General features: G+C 36.7%; 9 protein-coding genes. 8 read left to right on the top strand and 1 reads right to left on the bottom strand.

The window, feature by feature from the left end:
• Window positions 1–5 precede the first annotated feature (5 nt).
• The gene (locus tag GTQ43_RS38665; RefSeq protein WP_265277934.1) at window positions 6–1238 is read right to left on the bottom strand and encodes a sensor histidine kinase; all 1233 of its coding nucleotides are present in this window, start codon (window positions 1236–1238) and stop codon (window positions 6–8) included.
• A gap of 435 nt (window positions 1239–1673) precedes the next feature.
• Between GTQ43_RS38665 and GTQ43_RS38660 the strand changes: the two genes are divergently transcribed.
• The 8 genes from GTQ43_RS38660 (at window position 1674) to GTQ43_RS38625 (ending at window position 18868) form a co-directional block, all read left to right on the top strand.
• Window positions 1674–6884 carry a type I polyketide synthase gene (locus GTQ43_RS38660; protein ID WP_265277933.1) on the top strand — a complete coding sequence of 1737 codons (5211 nt, stop codon included), beginning with the start codon at window positions 1674–1676 and terminating at the stop codon, window positions 6882–6884.
• 155 nt (window positions 6885–7039) lie between these two features.
• Window positions 7040–8776 carry a KR domain-containing protein gene (locus tag GTQ43_RS38655; protein WP_265277932.1) on the top strand — a complete coding sequence of 579 codons (1737 nt, stop codon included), beginning with the start codon at window positions 7040–7042 and terminating at the stop codon, window positions 8774–8776.
• A 57-nt stretch (window positions 8777–8833) separates the two neighbouring features.
• A complete protein-coding gene (locus GTQ43_RS38650; RefSeq protein WP_265277931.1) occupies window positions 8834–13501 on the top strand; it encodes a PfaB family protein in 4668 nt (1555 codons plus the stop codon).
• A gap of 88 nt (window positions 13502–13589) precedes the next feature.
• Window positions 13590–15245, top strand: a complete 1656-nt coding sequence (locus GTQ43_RS38645; protein WP_414859197.1) for a PfaD family polyunsaturated fatty acid/polyketide biosynthesis protein — start codon at window positions 13590–13592, stop codon at window positions 15243–15245.
• A gap of 35 nt (window positions 15246–15280) precedes the next feature.
• Window positions 15281–15889 carry a sulfotransferase gene (locus tag GTQ43_RS38640; protein ID WP_265277930.1) on the top strand — a complete coding sequence of 203 codons (609 nt, stop codon included), beginning with the start codon at window positions 15281–15283 and terminating at the stop codon, window positions 15887–15889.
• Window positions 15886–16413, top strand: a complete 528-nt coding sequence (locus GTQ43_RS38635; protein WP_265277929.1) for a sulfotransferase family protein — start codon at window positions 15886–15888, stop codon at window positions 16411–16413. The genes GTQ43_RS38640 and GTQ43_RS38635 overlap by 4 nt, the downstream gene beginning before the upstream one ends.
• A 112-nt stretch (window positions 16414–16525) precedes the next feature.
• Window positions 16526–17089: an adenylyl-sulfate kinase gene (cysC, locus tag GTQ43_RS38630; protein ID WP_265277928.1), complete on the top strand. Its 564-nt coding sequence runs from the start codon at window positions 16526–16528 to the stop codon at window positions 17087–17089.
• Between the two features lie 51 nt (window positions 17090–17140).
• Entirely contained in the window at window positions 17141–18868 is a 1728-nt protein-coding gene (locus tag GTQ43_RS38625; protein ID WP_265277927.1) for a carbamoyltransferase, read from the top strand.
• Window positions 18869–18940 lie beyond the last annotated feature (72 nt).

The following is an 18940-nucleotide window of genomic DNA, read 5'->3' as shown; positions in this document are numbered from 1 at the left end:
ATTAACTAGCTAGATGACACTTCTGGTAAAGTATTTGTCAGACGTACTTCCACTCCAATTCGACAGCCCCTTCCTGGTTCTGTTTCCAAGATGAACGTGCCTCCCAGTACAGCGATTCGCTCCTGCATCCCTTGTAGTCCAAATCCTGTCCTAATGGAGCTACCCCGATCAAACCCACATCCATTATCTACAACACTCAGCCGCACGATTTCGGATGTTATCTCAATTTCTACTGTCACTGTTGTTGCTTGAGCATACTTATAAATATTAGTCAGCGCCTCCTGAACAATTCGGTATAGTGCATTTATGATCGCAGAGGACACTGCAATATTACCTATTCCTCCTGTCTCTCCTGTTATCTGCATTTGCGTTTGAATACCACTTGCCTGCCGAAAATCATCGACCACAGCGGCTATCGTCTCAGTCAAAGACTGCTCTGCTCGATTTTCTTGGCGCAATGCCTGCACCGATTTTCGCACTTCTTGCATAGCAGTCATACCTAACCGTCGAGCCTGCTGCAAAAAGGGTTGTGCCCGATCTGGCTCTTGTTGTTGGAGGATCACTGCCGTTTGTAGCTGCACATTCAACGCTGTCAGCACATATCCTAAAGAATCATGAATATCACGAGCAATCCGATTGCGCTCCTGGGCAGCTCCCAACTCTTCTGACTGGAGGGCATACTGCTGAAGCTGCTGATGCGCGATCGCTAGATCCCCCTGAGACTGACGTTCAGACAAGAGTGTATTGACCAGCATTAGCACCAAGAACAGCCCCAACCCAAACATCAGTGTTTCTGCAACCAGATGCATCCAAAACTGCTCTTCTAATCGGGGCATAAGCTTTGTCATATTCTGCACGTAGATGATCTGATTGTCCAAAAACAGCACGAGCAACATTCCGCAAATTGCCCAACGTCCGATCGTACTGAAGATGAAGCAACTACGAATAAACACAATCAAGTACAGCGTCGGCAAAATGTGGAGATATCCCAGCGTTGTTCCGTAGAAAATTAAACCAATTTCAGCTAATGTATAGAGGATTTTTACGGGCAAATTGCCCGTTGGCAGCACCCACCCCATCATGCAAAGCAATAGCAAAACGGAAATATGCTCAAGAGGCAACCGCCGCCCAGCGATCGCTTCCAATCCGGCTAGGGAACCGCAGCTTGTAAGCATGACCCATTCGGTATATACCAAAAAGCGAAATGGATTAGGCTGGAATTTGAGGAAAGACTGCATAAAACGAGCGCCACACAATAATTTTCTTCAAAAATCAACATCTCAACGAAAGTCGTGGTTAGGCTAGGACTTTCGTTGAGTCAAAATACAAGACCTTCTTCAGATGTTTTTAGTAAGGGTGAATACCTAAGATGTATTGTAACTATCAACTAAAGGGTTTTAAACCTGATTACTCCAAATTCGCCCATTTTTTACGGAGTTAGAAAAAATGGAAGGCAAAAAGTATACCAAAGGAAATATTCCCAAAAAGCACACATCAGTGCTTGCCGAGCAATCTTTTACCCCTGAGTAGCATTTCTTCTGACTCCGGAAAAAATGAGCGAACCGGAAGTGATTATTTATTATTCCAATAATATGTTTTGTTTATTTCCGCCCTGCCTTATTAGTCAAGAGTCATTTAGATGCGTTTTCTCTGAATGAAATAGTGATGAGTATATGTACTTTAAAAAAGTTGACATAGCTATAGCGAAGTTATCTCAGGACATGACTCATTGTGAAAGAACTTTGTTGAAAGTGATTTCGTGCCAAAATAGCCAAATGCAAAAATCCATGCAAACTACAACAACAATTAATAAAAAATTACATACTACTCCTATTGCCATTATTGGTATGTCTTCTCTATTTCCAAAAGCTAGAAAATTGCGAGAATACTGGGAAAATATTATTAATAAAGTTGATTGTATTACTGATGTTCCGCTCTCACGCTGGAATATCGATGATTATTATAACCCAGACCCCAAAGCACCTGAAAAAACATATTGTAAAAGAGGTGGATTTATACCAGATGTTGATTTTTATCCGATGGAATTTGGACTTCCACCTAACATTTTAGAAGTAACAGATATTTCTCAACTATTGAGTTTGGTAGTAGCAAAAGAGGCAATGAAAGATGCTGGCTACGATGAAAAACATGATTTTAATCGTGAAACAGTTGGGGTTGTTCTAGGAGTTGCACAGTCCAATCAGCTAGGTATGCCACTTGCGGCAAGGCTTCACTATCCTGTTTGGGAAAAAGTTTTAAAAAGCAGTGGTTTATCTGATGACGATACGCAGAAAATTATTGCGAAAATCAAGAGTGCATATGTAGAGTGGGACGAAAATGCTTTTCCTGGTATGTTGGCAAATGTAGTTGCAGGAAGAATTGCCAATCGCTTTAATTTTGGAGGTATGAACTGTGTTGTTGATGCAGCTTGTGCCAGTTCATTGAGCGCCTTAAAGCTGGCGATTAGTGAATTGGTAGAACATCGATCTGACATGATGTTGACTGGTGGGGTAGATACTAATAACTCAATCACTACCTATATTTGTTTTAGTAAAACACCTGCGATGTCTCCTAGTGGAAATATCCGCCCTTTCGATGCCCAATCTGATGGGATACTTGTAGGAGAAGGTATTGGGATGTTAGTACTCAAACGCCTTGAAGATGCAGAAAGGGATAATGATAAAATTTATGCAGTCATCAAAGGAATTGGTGCTTCTAGTGATGGACGATTCAAGAGTATTTATGCACCCCGAAAAGAAGGGCAGGTGAAAGCATTACAACGGGCATATGAAGATGCAGGCTTTGCTCGTGAAACTGTTGGTTTGATAGAAGCCCACGGTACAGCTACTCTAGCTGGTGATTCTACAGAATTCGCATCTTTGAAGGAATTTTTTGGAGAACACAATGGCTTCCCATATATTGCTCTTGGTAGTGTTAAATCTCAAATTGGACATACTAAAGCGGCAGCAGGCGCAGCAAGCCTAATAAAAGCTTCTCTGGCGCTACATCATAAGATATTACCACCCACAATCAACATTACTCAGCCAAACCCAAGACTCAATATAGAAGATTCACCATTCTATTTAAATACCGAAGCTAGACCTTGGATTCATGGTAATGAAACACCAAGACGAGCAGGTGTAAGTTCTTTTGGATTTGGTGGCAGTAATTATCATGTTGTTCTGGAAGAATACTTAGGCAAGCAGAATGAAGCTTATCGTTTGCAATCAACTCCAGATACAATGTTGCTATTTGCCGAAACCCCGGTAAAATTATTAAACAAATGTCAAGAACTTCTCAGTCAGCTTGAGTCCAATTTAGGCGACAGATACTATACGGAATTAGTAGAAAGTTGCAAATCAGTTGAAATTCCCCTTTCGGCAGCAAGAGTAGGATTTGTTGTAGCGTCTCGTATTGAGGCTAGCAGGTTTCTGCAAATAACAATTAATTGTTTAAAAGAAAAATCAAACCTCAATTTTTGGGATCATCCACAAGGAATTTACTATCATACTTGTGGGATGGATTTATCACGAAAAGTAGTAGCATTATTTTCTGGACAAGGTTCCCAATACTTAGAGATGGGTAAGGAATTGGTAATTAATTTCCCAGAATTACAACAGCTTTACGGGCGTATGGATGGCCTATTACGCCAAGATAATTTACAATCAGTATCGGAGATTGTTTTTCCATCACCAGTTTTTACCCAAACAGAAAAAGATGCCCAAGCTACTGCACTACAAAGAACAGAGTATGCTCAACCTGCGATCGCAGCTTTGAGTGCAGGAATGTATCAAATTTTGCAAAAAGCCGGGTTTCAAGCTGATTTTGCCGCCGGACATAGCTTTGGAGAATTAACGGCGTTGTGGGCTGCGGGAGTACTGAGTGAAGAAGATTATTGCTTTTTGGTAAAAGCTAGAGGGCAAGCAATGGCAACTTCTCAGAACTCTGGTGATGCTGGGAAAATGCTTGCCGTTAAAGAAGATATTTATAAAGTCAAAGAACTAATTGAGCAATTTCCGCAAATCAGAATTGCTAATTTTAACTCTCCCCATCAAGTTGTCCTGGCAGGAAATTCTGCTCAGATAACTAAAATACAGCAGATTTTACAAAATCAAGGTACAACTGCGGTACTATTACCTGTTGCAGCTGCTTTTCATACACCGTTGATTGAATTTGCTCGCAAAAGATTTGCTAACGCTTGTAAGCGTGTAACTTTTAGCAAACCAAAAATATCAGTTTATACAAATGTTACAGGTAAGGTTTATTCTAGTGAAACGGAACTAATTAATAAAACACTAGAAAATCATCTCTCCAACTCAGTATTGTTTAATCAAGAAATTGAAAATATCTACGCAGATGGAGGTTATTGCTTTGTTGAATTTGGTCCGAAACGAGTTTTAACTAACTTGGTAAAAGATATTTTAGGTCAACGTCCACACATAGCTGTAGCATTGAACCCTAACAACCAGAAAGATAGCGATCGCTCATTACGAGAAGCTGTTGTGCAATTGCGTGTTGCAGGACTGCAATTAAAGCATATTGACCCTTATCAAATACCTTCGGAACTTCCCACAATTCCACAAACTAAGAATTGGAAAGTACGTTTAAATAGTACTAACTATGTTTCAGAAAAAACTAAAAAAGCATTTTCAAATGCTTTACTTGATGGTCATGAGGTCAAATCACATCAGAATGGTTCTTTGCCTTCAAGAATAATGTCAAAAGAGCTTGAAAATCATCTAAATAATATGCAACATAAAGTACATAATGGTAAGCCTGTAACTAATATTTCTCCCATGAAAGAACTTTCAGTACCAGGTTTAAAGATATCTACCAAATCAGACCAAGCTGTGAATAATCAACGAGTATTAGAAAGTTTAGAATACTTTCTGAAGCAATTTCAGCAACATCAAAGCAATAACTTACAACTGCATGAGCAGTATCTTAACCATCAGCAGGATTACATCAAAACATTTTTCCAACTGATGCAACAACAGAATAATTTATTTACTCATAGTAAGCTGACAGATAATTATGGAGAACTTACGCCGGAAATAATAGACAGTTTAGAACGTGGTATGTTGCAGTTTCATAACTATCATAGTGAAACCCTACGCGTTCATGAGCAATACCTTCAACATCAGATAGAATACGGTAGGCACTTTTTTGACAGATTACAACAAGAGTATTCTAATTTAGTTGTTAATACTCAGAAGCAGCAATTAGTAGAATTTTCTCAGTTGCCTGCAAAAGCTACTGCATCAAATGGTAAACACATCGCTAATTTTGAATCGCCTACTACTGGAACTACAGTTGACGCAGATGAATTATGGGGAAATAAAAAGATTGAAAAATTGAATAATCAAGAAACATTTACTATTGCAGATGCAGTTGATACAAATGAGGTATGGCAAGATAAAAACATTGAAGAATTGAATAATCAAGAAACATTTACTCCTACCGTAAATATTGACATTGAGCAACTGGGTAATAAGTTACTTGCAATTACAAGCGATAAAACAGGTTATCCAGTAGAAATGTTGGAACTTGACATGGATTTGGAAGCAGATTTGGGAATCGATTCTATCAAGCGTGTGGAAATTTTAGCCGCGATGCAAACCTTATATCCTGATTTACCACAACCAAATTTAGAACGACTTGCAGAAAAACATACCATTGCTCAGATAGTAGAATATCTGCAAACATTAGCAAATCCTCCAGAATATATTGTACAAAATGCAGAATCGGCGATCGCTCAATCCAAACAATTACCTGAAATAGCTACTACAAGATTTGAATTAGAATCTAAAAACCAGGAACTAGGGGTAGAAATTGATTTTACGGAGTTGAGCGATAAGTTACTTGCAATTACAAGCGATAAAACAGGTTATCCAGTAGAAATGTTGGAACTTGACATGGATTTGGAAGCAGATTTGGGAATCGATTCTATCAAGCGTGTGGAAATTTTAGCCGCGATGCAAGCTTTATATCCTGATTTACCGCAACCAAATTTGGAACAACTTACAGAAAAACGCACCATCCGTGAAATAGTCGAATATATTCAACAGCTAGCTGCTGGTGAAAAAAAAAACTTATTCAACGAGTCTAATAACCAGCAACAGCTTTTAGAGCATAATGACCACAATATTGTTCGTAGTCCGGTAGAACTCAAATTTCTTCCTCGACCAGATTTTTTAGGATTTACACTACCGCAGGGATACATCAGTTTACTTACCGATGATGGTTCTCCTACGACTACAAAACTAGCTCAGTTACTTATTGATCGGGGTTTGAAGGTTGTTGTTTTAAGTTTTCCTCAATCACTCCTCCACCAACAGCCATTACCCCAAAGCATAAATCGTATTATGTTGGAAAATTTGAGCGAAGAACATTTACAGGAAAAGTTGGGTGAAATTACCACAAATTACGGAACAGTTGGCATTTTTATTCATCTCCATCCTACCCTTGCAGCAGGTGATAACTATCAAATTACCTATTTGAAAGCAGAAAAGGCAATTGTTAAACATATATTCTTGATAGCAAAACATCTGAGGAAATCTCTCACAGATGCCGCCAGCTACGGACGCAGTTGTTTTTGCACTGTAGTTCGTCTTGATGGAGCATTTGGACTTTCAAATCAAGGTAATTTCAATGTCATTGGTGGTAGCTTGTTTGGATTAAGCAAAAGCCTGAAATGGGAATGGCCAAATGTATTTTGTCGAGCAATTGACCTGAGTTCTAGTATTAATGCTGAACAATCAGCACATCACATCATTGCCGAACTGCATGATCCAAATCTTTATATTTCCGAAGTTGCTTATGGTTCACAAGGACGAACAACTCTAATTAGCACAGAGGATAGCAAATACCTACTGGGGTTTTAATTATTCAGGACTTACGCAAAAACGGCAACAAGCTCTTATTACTTTCGTTCATTTAGTGTCGAACTTAAGTGGAGCTTAACTTCTCTTTACATTTAATCTGCCGCTCAAAAAACCTATGCTTTACTACAGAAAACTTTCATCTAACGAGAGCATCTATGAAATTAGCAAATAGAATTAATTCGTCCTCAGTATTTCTTGTTAGTGGAGGAGCAAGAGGTGTGACAAGTGAATGTGTAATTAGATTAGCACAACAATATCAATGCAAGTTTATATTACTTGGTCGTTCACCCATTATCGAATTTGAACCAGATTATGTTCAAAACTATTTTGATGAATCTGGATTAAAAAAATCCATCATGGAGTACCAGCTTTCTCAAGCACAAAAGCCAACTCCAATTAGCGTACAAAAGATATTTAATCAAATTTCTGCTAGTCGAGAAATCAAAAATACGCTTTCTCGCGTTCAACAAGCAGGAGGTAGTGCAGAGTATTTTAATATTGATATCACAGATTATGTGAGTTTATATGCAAAAGTTACACATTTTAGTGCAATTACAGGAATTATACATGGTGCAGGAAATTTAGCAGATAAATTAATTGAAAAGAAAACAGAACAAGATTTTGAAATTGTCTATGCAGCAAAAGTTCAAGGTTTAGAAAATCTTCTTTCTTGCGTAAATATATCTCAACTTCAGCATCTTATTTTATTTTCATCTACATCGGGATTTTACGGTAATGTTGGTCAAACAGATTATGCTATGGCTAACGAAATCCTGAATAAATCGGCTCATTTAATTCAGCAAAAATATCCAAATTGTCATGTAGTTGCCATCAACTGGGGACCTTGGGAAAATGGCATGGTGACACCAGAACTGAAAAAAGCTTTCACTGAAAGAAATATTGGTATTATTCCGATAGAAATTGGAACGCAAATGTTAGTGAAAGAACTTAATTCTGGTAATCAAGTAACACCACAAGTCTTAATTGCTAGTCCAATAACTCCACCTGCAACAAAACTAAATTCGGAATTAAAAACGTATCATATTCATCGTCAGCTAATTTTAGAAGAAAACCCATTTTTACAAGATCACGTTATCGCTGGCAAGCCTGTATTACCTACAACTTGTGCAGTGTCGTGGATTATAAATACTTGTGAAAATCTTTATCCAGGGTATCGATTATTTAATTGTACAAATTTCAAAGTCCTGAAAGGAATTATTTTTGACGAAAATTTTGTCGAGGAATACATTTTAGAAATTCAAGAAAGAGTAAAAAATAATAACTCTCAAGAAATTGAAGTATTTGCAAAAATCTCTAGCGGAAAGTCTCACAAAATACGATATCATTTTAGTGGAGATTTTAAATTATTGCGTGAAATACCTCCTGCACCCTTTAATGGTTTTCCGGAAACGCAAGAAAATACAATTCCCTATTGGGAAGATAATAATTTTTATCAAAGCTGGGTAGGGATGCTTTTTCATGGTCCCTCTTTTCAAGGAATAAAGAATTTTATAACTTTTAGTCGAGAAAAATTTACTGCTAAGTGTTTTTGGCAAAAAATAGAAGCTAAACAACAAGGGCAGTTTCCTGTACAGTGGTTTAATCCCTATGCTCTTGATATCAGTACTCATCCTTTAGGAATCTGGTTGCAGCATTTTTATCAAGAATCTGTTCTACCTGCCTCATTGGAAAAGTACGAACAATTTGCAACTATACCATACAATGAAGAGTTTTATATATCTGGTGAAATTAAGTCTAAAACAGATTTTAATTTAGTGGCTGATTTCGTCATATTCAATTCCCAAGGAAAGGTGAGTGCACGTTTATTTGGAGTTACATTTATACGTTGGTTTATGACTTACGCGAATAAGTCACAATCAGAAGCATCTTGAATATCTGCTTCGTACTAATTTCTCAGCAATAATTTGTACAAACAAAAGGAGATACTTGTGGATAAAATTGCAATTGTTGGATTATCTTGTCTTTTTCCTGGTGCTAAAAGCAGTCAGGAGTTTTGGCAGAATTTAATTGCTGGTAAAGATTCTACATCTGAACTTATATTCTCAGAATTAGGCGTCGATCCAGAAGTATTTTACGATCAAATTAAAGGTAAGGTAGATAAATTTTATTCTCGTCAAGGAGGATTCATTCGTGACTTTAAATTTAATGCTTCTGAATATAATTTACCAGGAGAATTAATCAAAAGTCTTGATGATACTTACAAATGGTCTTTATATGCTACTAAACAAGCACTTGAACAAAGTGGTTATATAAAAAATCAATCTGTTCTTTCAAAATGTGGTGTAGTTTTAGGTAATCTCTCAACACCAACTAAATATTCGCAGAAATTGTTTGCACCATTGTATCAGCAAGTGATAGAAGCTGCAACTGCCGAGCTTTTACAGCAAGAAACTTTTAATTTACCCTCTGCGGGAATCAAAGAAAAAGCTTCTCTTTATAATGGGATGATTTCAAGCTTTCCTGCGGCTTTAGTTGCTCAAGCATTTTCTTTGTCTAATATTAATTTCTGTTTAGACGCTGCATGTTCTTCATCATTTTATGCAATTAAACTGGCATCACATTATTTGTGGACGCACAAAGCTGATTTAATGCTAGCAGGAGCTATTAGCTGCACAGATCCTTTAAGTTTACGAATGGGTTTTTCGATTATTCAAGCATATCCAGATAATGGTATTAGCCGTCCCTTCGATAAATCGTCACGAGGAATAATTACGTCTGATGGAGTGGGGATAGTAGTCTTAAAAAGATATAGCGATGCAATTCGTGATGGAGATAAAATACTTGCGACTATTTGCGGGAATGGATTATCGAATGATGGTCGAGGAAAACATTTATTAGTTCCAAACTCCAAAGGACAAATTTTAGCATTTGAGCGTGCTTACAAAGAAGCACAAATTAGTCCAAAAGATATTGATTATTTGGAGTGTCACGCAACAGGTACTTTAGTTGGAGATATTACTGAACTCAATTCGATAGAAAGCTTTTTTGGTAAACATCAAGCGATTCCACCGCTAGGTGCAGCAAAAGGTAATGTTGGTCACTTATTAACTGCTGCGGGGATGGTGAGTTTGACTAAAGTAATTGAGAGTATGTCTAATGGAGTAATTCCACCTTCAATTCATATCACTGAACCTGTAGGTGCCGAACAAGGTCTAGTGTCATCTCAAAGTATTGTGACAACTCCAACCGCTTGGCAAAGCAAATCATCAATAAAACGTGCTGCTATCAGTGCTTTTGGTTTTGGAGGTAGTAATTCTCACCTAATTTTAGAACAGGCAGAGAAATCAGAAGTCATTGATGCTCTGGGTAAAACACCAAAACCAATTCAACCAGCCAAGCTAGCAATAGTTGGTATGGATGCCATCTTTGGTAGTTGTGATGGACAAGATGCATTTGAACGCACTATTTACAATGGAACGCAGCATTTTATTTCTCTTCCAGCAAAAAGATGGCATGGAATGGAAGATCGAACGGAAATACTCACAGAACGCGGTATTGATGTTGAAATAGCAGTAGGAGCATATATAAAAGAATTTGAAATCGATACCATCGCTTGCAAAATTCCTCCGAATGAAGTTGAACAGTTAAATCCGCAGCATATGCTTATGCTTAAGGTAGCAAACCGAGCGATCGCGGATGCACATATTCAGGAAGGAAGTAATGTGGCAATAATTATTGCTGCGGATACTGAATTGACAGTGCATGGAGGGTATCAAAGATGGCACTTATCTTGGCAGATAAAAGAAGGTCTACGTAATGGGGAAATTACTTTGTCTGCTAAAAAAATTACCCAACTAGAAACGATTCTCAAAGATAGTCTAACAAAACCAGTTGAAAGCATTGCTTCTTTGAGCTACACCTCAAATCTCATGGCAACACGGATTTCTTCGTTATGGAATTTCAGTGGTGCTTCATTTACTCTCAGTGCAGGTGAAAATTCGGTATTTAAAGCCTTAGAAGTAGCACAAATGTTACTGTCTGCTGGAGAGGTTGATGCTGTAGTTGTTGGTGCTGTTGATTTAGCTGGTGGGTTAGAAAATGTCTGGTTACAAAATCAATTTGCAAAAATCAATAGAGGTACACATACTTTAAGTTACGACGAGTTCAGCAATGGTTGGAGTATTGGAGAAGGTGCTGGCGCAGTTGTTCTCAAGCGTCACGATATCGCTCAAAAAAATGGTGACAGCATTTACGCAGTGATTGATGCAATTGGTTTTGCACACCATAAATATGACTTAGATAAATTACAAACTGGTTTACCTAGTTTTGATGCTGAATGTGTGACAAAAGCTTGTCAAAATGCTTTCCGGGTTGCAGGTATTCAAGCTAGTGATATTGATTATCTTGAAGTATTTGGTAGCGGCACACAACAGCAAGATGAAGCGGAAATTGCAGGATTGCTTCAAGCTTACGGACATAGCGAAAACGGTTTAGACTGTGCGATCGGTAGCGTCAAAGCCAATATCGGTCATACATTCATTGCATCAGGTATTGCTAGCCTAATTAAAACAGCACTTTGTTTACATCATAAGTATATACCTCCTACACCTAATTGGTCAAAAGTAAAAGCACCGCAAATGTGGAAGGATAGTCGCTTTTATGTTGCAACTGAATCAACACCTTGGTTTATCGAAAAAGAAGAAGCAAACAGAGTCGCTGCGGTAAATAGTATTGGCATTGATGGGAGTTACGCCCACATTATTATGTCTGAAGAACCCAACCAAAAATCACACAGTAGCCATAACTTCCAGAAAACTCCTTTTTATCTTTTCCCAATCGCAAGCAATACCCACAGCGAATTACTCCAAGAATTGGCAAATTTACAACAAACTATCGATAATTCTTCCTCGCTTGAAGTAACTGCAACTCAAACTTTCAATATCTTCAAACAGCATCAAAATGTAAACTACACTCTAGTGATTTTAGGGCATAACAAAGATGAGTTAACAAAAGAAATGAAATTTGCTCACAAAGGTATAAATAATGCCTTTGCAACTAGTAAAGATTGGCAAACACCACTTGGTAGTTATTTTACTGCTAATCCATTAGGTAAGCGAGGAGAAGTTTCTTATGTATATCCCAGTTCTGGTACTTCTTTTTTAGGTGTCGGTAAAGATATTTTCCGTTTATTACCTGGAGTGTTCGATTACTTAAATACCAACAACCTTAACAGCCGTGTTGCTGCAAATGGAAAGTTACTTTACCCAAGAAGTTTAAATAAACTGTCTAAGAGTCACTTAGAAGCACTCGAAAATCAATATTTAGCGAACGGAGAAGTTACTTCTCAAATAGAAATTCAAATCGCTGGCGTTAATACTACTATTTTGCAGCATATTTTCCAAATCCAGCCAAAATTTGCTTTTGGAATCAGTCTGGGTGAAATGAATATGATAATTTCCCAAGGAGTTTGGAGTGACAGTGATTTGCATCAAGAAAGCTACGTTAAACAATTATCCTATCTATTTAAAAAGAGATTATCTGGTCAAAAGCAAGCTTTGCATGAGTATTGGGAATTATCAAAAAATATAAATTTAAAAGACAATGATTTTTGGAGTAGCTATATTCTGTTAACAAACCCATCCGCAGTTGAGCAATCTATTAAATCTGAAACCCGTGTATATATTACTATAATTAGTTCTCCAAACGAAGTGGGCATTGCTGGCGAGAAACAAGCTTGCCAACGAGTTATTAAACAATTAAATTGTAATGCTCAATATCTTCCCTTTGATTTAGTTATACATTGCCTCCCAATGCACTCAGAATATAAACAATTAGTAGAGTTGAATACTTTAGCTACTAAAAAGACTTCCAATATTGTTTTTTACTCTGCTGCTGACTATACACCACTGAACCTTGAAAGGAATCAACTTGCTCACAGTATCGCAAAAATGCTTTGTCATCAGGTTGATTTTCCTCGATTAGTTAATCGAGTTTATGAGGATGGGGCAAGAATTTTTATCGAAGTAGGTTCTAGCAATGTAAGTTCTCGATTAATTAATAAAATTCTCGAAAATAAAGAACACATTACCGTATCTTTAAACCAAAAAGGTATTGACGATCAGACTTCAATTATTAAAGCGCTTGCAAAACTTGTCAGTCATCAGGTTGCTTTAAATCTATCTCCACTCTATAAACAATCAGGAGAAACCTTGACTCGGAAAATGTCAATGTCTAAAACTCTTACTTTAGGTAAGCACAGAATATTTGATGTAATCTTAGATGAAGAGAATCGCAAAATTTTTCAAGATATAGTTTGTAGGCAAGAAAACTTATATTCAGAATTGGAACACGAAAAATATGTTTACAATTTGAAGGAAGTTCAAGGTTTTATTAATGCTTCAATGACTATAATATCAGGAAAAAAGAATATGAATAAAGCGCTTAGTGAAGATGCTTTATTAGATAGTATTGATGATGGCAATTCTCAAAGCTTTACGCAATCTCCTTACAAACATGTAGATGTAAGTAATTTACAAGTTTTTCAAGCTCATGCTGCTTTCTTGCAAGCACGGTATGATTCGAGCAAACAAATAAATAAAATTATTGAGCTGCAAATCTCTTGTGTTCATAATCTATTGAATCAGAATAATGAGTAATCTAACTTCACATTTTTAGTGAGAGCAATATTTGAATACTGGCATTCTGTAATTCTGAACCAATAAACTTCAAAATGGAGTAAAAATTGTGATAGTAGGGGATAAAACAATAAATAGGCACGATCAGATATTAAGATTCGATATATCGAATTACAATCATCAACTATTATGGGAAGGAAACTTAAATAGCATATACTATGACCAAGCAGAAATAAAAAGTAGATTGCTTAGTCTACATAAACCCTGCTATGTTGTTCAAGTAGGTGACAGGATTGGTATTACTAATGAAGGTTATTTATCTACAATTAATACACCAAAATCACAACAAACTAAACTACTAGTATTTGTCCCCCCAATCTCAACAAAACAATTAGGAAATCGAAGCTTTTTGTCCTGTTATGGCGTAAAATTTGCTTATGCTACAGGTGCGATGGCTGGTGGCATCGCTTCTGAAGAAATGGTCATTGCACTGGGTAAAGAAAAGATATTAAGTTCCTTTGGTGCAGGTGGTTTAAGTCCAAATCGTGTTGAAGCTGCAATTAACAATATTCAACAAGCTTTACCTAATTATCCTTATGCATTTAATTTAATCCATAGTCCTGCTGAACCGGAAATCGAGCGTGCGGTTGTGGACTTGTACCTAAAATATGGTGTAAGAATTGTAGAAGCTTCAGCATTTTTGGATTTGACTCCTAATATCGTTTATTATCGCGCTGCCGGACTCAGTTTAAATGCCGCAAATCAAATTGAAATCAAAAACAAAGTAATTGCCAAAATTTCTCGTCGCGAAGTTGCTAGCAAATTCATGCAACCAGCACCAACTAAAATTCTCAAAGAACTGATTGCACAAAGATTAATAACCGAATTGCAGGCAAACCTCGCTGCTAAAGTTCCTATTGCTGATGACATTACAACAGAAGCAGATTCTGGTGGGCATACAGATAATCGTCCCTTGGTTTGTCTTTTGCCTTCCATCATGGCATTGCGTGATGAAATACAACAGAAATACGCATATGAACAACCAATCAGAGTTGGAGCAGCAGGAGGAATCGCCACTCCACAATCAGCTTTAGCTGCATTTATGATGGGTGCTGCTTATATTGTGACTGGTTCAATCAATCAGTCATGTGTTGAAGCTGGAACCTCTCAATATACCAAACAATTGTTAGCACAAGCTGAAATGGCTGATGTAATGATGGCACCAGCCGCAGATATGTTTGAAATGGGAGTTAAACTGCAAGTTCTCAAACGAGGGACTATGTTTGGGCTACGAGGGCAGAAATTATATGAGTTGTACAGAAACTATAACTCCCTTGACGATATCCCGCTTTCGGAAAGAGAGAAATTAGAAAAACAAATTTTTCGTCAGAGTATAGATGAAGTATGGGAAAAAACCACTGCATTTTTATTGCAACGAAATCCAAAAAAGCTAGCTCAAGCAGCAACTAATTCAAAACTAAAAATGGCTTTAATTTTTCGTTGGTATTTAGGTTTGTCGTCTCGGTGGTCTAGTTCAGGAGAAAAAGGTCGAGAAGTCGATTATCAAATTTGGTGCGGCCCAGGGATGGGTAGTTTCAATGACTGGGTACGTGGTTCTTATTTGGCTGAACTAACTAATCGTCGAGTTGTTGATACGGCTCATCACATAATGATAGGGGCAACTTATTTACACCGAATCCAAACTTTAAAGATTCAAGGATTAGAAATCTCAGATTATTACAACCAGTATTTACCAATTGCCTAAATTAATAAACCTTACCCTAAACAAGGAGGAAAAATATGATGAACTTACAAGATAGCATCAAAAAAGAATTTATTACAGCACTCAGACACCCTCTTTCTTATAGTTCATTTCTAAATTTATTTAGAGTATTGACCATGTATGGTGGCATTGATAAAAAATATATAGTGAGAGCTTTATTTATCATTTTTATTAGTTTTACAGGGATTCCTTTTAGGATCATAGAGAAAATTAAATACGGGAGAAAAATTGAGCAAACTCAAATTCATCCTTCACCAATTTTTATCATTGGACATTGGAGGAGTGGCACTACTTACCTGCATAATTTAGTTGCTCAAGATCCAAATTTGGGATATGTTTCTAATCTTTTAGCATATGCACCAGAATCATTTTTTATATCTCAGCCATTTAAAAAAATTATCAAAAAAATTGTTCCGAGTAAGAGACCAATGGATAATGTAGATAATTCACTGACATCACCTGAAGAAGAAGAATGGGCAGTTGCTAATATTTGCCCATACTCTACATATCATGCAAGTTATTTCCCTAAGACATTTCAAAAAAAGTTTCATAATATCTCTGAGCTTGAATCAAATAAATATGAAGAATTTATTAATAAGTGGAAAAATGCTTATATAAATTTTTGAAAAAAGCTAGTTTTATTTCCAATAGTAAAAGGCTAGTTTTAAAAAATCCTGCTAATACGGCAAAAATAAAAATTTTATTAGAAATGTTTCCAAATGCTAAATTCATTCATATTTATAGAAATCCTTATACTGTATATCTATCAAGGAAAAATGCGTCTAAAAAATTTGGTTCAAATTTGAGATTACAGTATATCAGTGAGCTAGAAGTAGATGCAAATATTCTTGAATCTTATCAAAAGCAAATGATTTTTTTTCTGAGCCATAAAGCTTTAATTCCTGAAGAAAATTTTGTAGAGATTAAATATGAAGATTTTTTAGGGAATGAGTTGATATATATTCAAAAAATATACGAGCAATTTCAATTACCAGATTTTGAACAGTCAAAAGAATACTTCCATCAATATCTTATTGCTCATTCTGATTACCAAACTAATAAACATTTGTTTGATAATGAAACGATTACCAAAGTCTATGATGCTTGGAAATTTACTATTGACCAGTGGCAATATAATCCTCCTCAGTAAAAGGCGTTTTATTTTGGATTTTTGAGCCAAGCTTACGGGGAAAATTAGAGGCTTTTACTATCAAATAATCATCAGTTAAAATTTTGTGTTTATTTAACTTCTGGAGGTAATTATGAAATTACAACAAGATGGTGTAACAGTATGGTTCACTGGTCTAAGTGGTGCAGGTAAAACTACCATTAGTCGAAATGTCGAAAATGAACTACGCAGAATGGGATGTAGGGTTGAATTACTTGATGGTGATATTGTGCGTCAGTATTTAACTAAAGGTTTAGGTTTTAGCAAAGCAGATCGTAATGAAAATATTCGTCGTATCGGGTTTGTAGCTAGTTTACTAACTAAAAATAATGTAATTGTGTTAGTTTCTGCTATCTCTCCCTATCGCGATGTTCGTAATGAAATGCGAGATGATATTGGCAATTTTATCGAAGTTTACGTCAATTCTCCATTATCAGTTTGCGAACAGCGTGATGTCAAAGGACTATACAAAAAAGCTCGTGCAGGAGAAATGAAACACTTCACAGGTATTGATGACCCTTACGAAGAACCTTTGTGTGCAGAAGTTGAGTGTAAGACTGATTTAGAAACTATTTCTGAAAGTACATCTAAAGTTTTAAATAAATTGGAAGAGTTGAATTACATCAGATCAATGTATTTAATGCAAGCATCCCAATAAAATTGAGATTGCTCGTTTTCCATTGAAATATTGCCTATTGAGGAAGGTTGTATGAATCGTTATTATATTGGTTTAGCCAGTTCTTGCCACGACCCAGCGATCGCTATTATTGATTCTGATGGTCAAGTAGTATTTGCGGAAGCGCTAGAACGTTATTTACAAAATAAAAGAGCCTGGGGTGCTCAACCAGATAATTTATATCAAATTGTACAATTAATTGAAAGCTACTGCGATCCTAATGCTGAGTTTATAGTAGCTAGCACTTGGAATTCTACTAACTGGCAAGCTTATTTAAATTTGTTTTTTATTTTAAGACTAGGAGATACTAAAAGCATTTCAAAACCTTCTTCTTTTTATTATGCTAAGGAAACTTCTGAATGGTTAACTCTTCTGCATCTCGTTGGCTTGCTAAAGGCAGGTAGAAATCTCGCATATCAAATGCGTTATAAGTTTAACAATTACCATATTATTTTCAAACGATATCAACATCACCTAACTCATGCAGCAAATGCTTGCTGCACTAGTCCTTTTACCGATGCCGCTTGTATTGTTGTAGATGGTAATGGAGAAAAAGGATCTATATCTAGTTACAGTTACAAGAATGGCATGATTAAGACTGTGCAAGAGTCTATAGGTTCTGCTAGCTTGGGAACTTTTTATGGAATGGTAACACGTCTTTGCGGTTTTGATTACCAGAAGGGTGAAGAGTGGAAAGTAATGGGATTGGCACCATACGGTAAAGTTGACCCCGAATTATACGAACAAATGCGTTCTCTTCTTGAAGTAAAGGGCTGTTGCTTAAAAAAAACCTCTCGTCGCAGCCGTGCTAGTTTACTTTCTAGTATTCAAAATAGAGCATTACCACCTTCTACTTCTTATTGGGAGGCAGTAGATATCGCTTGTACAGGACAAAAAGTATTTGCTGATATCATGGATGAACTTCTTAATAATTTCTATAAACTGAATATTTCCGATAATCTAGTTATTAGTGGAGGATGTGCATTAAATTCGTCAGTAATTGGAATGATATTGGACAAAACTCCTTTTAAGGCAGTACACGTTCCTTCTGCCCCAGCTGACGATGGTAATGCTATTGGTGCTGCATTGCTCGCTTATCAGGAAGATCATCCACACAAATTAAGCAAAACAACTTGGCAATCACCTTATCTCGGCTCAACTATCAGTGAAAAATCATTAGATAATATGCTGCGGTTTAGTCGGATTCCCCACATTAGAAACTTACCGGGAACAATACATCTAGAAGCTGCACGTCTATTATCGGAAGGTAAGTTACTAGGATGGGTACAAGGACGCGCTGAGTTTGGACCGCGTGCGTTGGGTAATCGTTCTATCCTAGCAGACCCTCGTTCTCCAAATATGAAAAATATAATTAATGAGCGAGTCAAATTCCGCGAGGAATATAGACCATTTGCACCATCTATTCTGCATGAATTTGGTGATAAATACTTTGAGAATTATCAAGAATCACCCTATATGGAACGTACTCTTAGCTGGCGTCCAGAAGTTAAGGAACAAGTACCAGCTGTTGTCCACGCTAATGGTACTGGACGCTTACAGACAGTTAAGCAGGAATGGAACGAAAAATTCTACAATTTAATTTACGCCTTCTACGAAATCACAGGCGTACCAATCCTGTTAAATACCAGTTTAAATGTCATGGGTAAACCAATTATCCACAGCTTAGAGGACGCTTTGAGTGTTTTCTACACCGCTGGTCTTGACGCATTAATTATCGAAGACTACCTAATTGAAAAGTAGTTTAAATCGGCGATGTAAAATTTTGTATTGAAATTCAACGTTTTTGGCTTTCAGTTTTACAAACTTATAATT

Source organism: Nostoc sp. KVJ3 (assembly GCF_026127265.1).
In the GTDB taxonomy this organism is placed as follows: domain Bacteria; phylum Cyanobacteriota; class Cyanobacteriia; order Cyanobacteriales; family Nostocaceae; genus Nostoc.
The sequence above is the reverse complement of the archived record's forward strand: the minus strand, read 5'-3'. Positions and strand labels throughout refer to the sequence as shown.